Source organism: Aureispira sp. CCB-QB1 (genome assembly GCF_000724545.1).
Lineage (GTDB): Bacteria > Bacteroidota > Bacteroidia > Chitinophagales > Saprospiraceae > Aureispira.
Window position 1 is genome coordinate 1 of sequence record NZ_JHBV01000185.1, and the last position, 1,329, is coordinate 1,329.

Annotated in this window: 3 protein-coding genes; all 3 read left to right on the forward strand. The window is 44.2% G+C overall.

The features are described from left to right. Positions 1-54: 54 nt before the first annotated feature. A complete protein-coding gene (locus CG11_RS29015) occupies positions 55-432 on the forward strand; it encodes a peptidoglycan-binding protein (protein WP_052600238.1) in 378 nt (125 codons plus the stop codon). A gap of 14 nt (positions 433-446) precedes the next feature. After that, on the forward strand, positions 447-647 hold the full coding sequence (locus CG11_RS29020; protein WP_052599928.1) for a hypothetical protein: 201 nt from the start codon (positions 447-449) through the stop codon (positions 645-647). A 156-nt stretch (positions 648-803) separates the two neighbouring features. Next, positions 804-1,329, forward strand: a 526-nt coding sequence (locus CG11_RS29025) for a glycosyl hydrolase 108 family protein (RefSeq protein WP_231512851.1), incomplete at its 3' end; no start/stop codon positions are given.

A 1,329-nucleotide genomic window follows, 5' to 3' on the forward strand; every position in this document is an offset into this window, starting at 1 on the left:
AAGCCAAAAACTTGGAAGTAGCAGGAGGAGAAAACCAAGATCAACCCATTTAACATGAAAGAAAAACTGATCCAATATCAAAAACCACTCCTTGCCGTTGGTTTGTTGGTCCTCTTGCTTGTCTTGTATTTTTATCGACATCGCCTTTTTAAAGGAACCCTTTTAACAGGATCCAAACCGACAGCTGTCTCTAATAATACAACTACCTCTAATCCTGAAAGCCTCCTTCTTAAAAAAGGCAGTCAAGGAGAGCAAGTGCGACAGCTGCAACAGCTCTTAAATCAAGAGCATCAAAAACACGCTCCAACCTTCATTCCTCTACTAGAAGAGGATGGCATTTTTGGAGATAGAACCGAGCAAATGCTCCTTCGATACACCCAACAAAAGAGCATTACTTTAGCTCAACTGCAGACAAGTCTTGCAGCCGCTTAAAACAATCTAAACCCATGTTTTTATTACTTCCTTTTTTATTAGGTGCTGGTAGTACGGGCTATTGGTGGTGGTCGAGTCAAGAGCAAAAAGAACCTTCTTTTACACAAGAACTCTTTGACCTACTCAAACCTATTTTGCTTGTGCTCCTTGTCCTTTTATTCTTTCGTTGGCTCTATGCCCAATCTACTCCAGCAACTCCAGCACCAAGCGCTTGAGTTGCTGTTGCTTTTTCAAAACCACTTCAAAAACCTCTTCCTATGGCTAGTTTCAACAGTTGGATGCTGCCCACCAAACGACGGTGGCGGCGTATTATTGCAGGTTATCAGGATCTGTACAACGACAAGGGCAATTGGTCTTCTAATCAAGTCGGGGTGGGGACCTTGATTGGTACCAATCGAAGTATCGCCGCTCCGACACTCATTGCCTGGCGTGGGCGTATGGTCTCTAAAGCAGAAATGGAAAACTTATCTATTACTGAAGCCATGCAGATTTACAAGGTAAGGTATTGGGATAAGATCCAAGGCGACTTGATCCAGAGCCAAGCCCTTGCGGATATTTTAGCGGATATGAAAAGTTCGGCTGGAGGTAATGCCATCAAAGAAATGCAGCGCACCCTTAATGATTTGGGAGAGCGCCTTTCGGTGGATGGTGCTTTTGGGGTGGCTTCTGTCCAGGCGCTCAATCGGCAAATCCTTCGAGTAGGACAGGCTCGTATTTTTAATGCTTTTAGACAGCGAATGATTGCTTATTACAGGCGTATTAATAGTCCTTATGAAAGGCAATTGATTGACTCCTTGAATCGAGATTATCCTGCTATGAAAACCGATTGGACTCGAGTGGCGGTGACGGTTGGAGTGGTTGCTGCAGCTGGCGCTTTAGTTGTCTATGGTATTTATC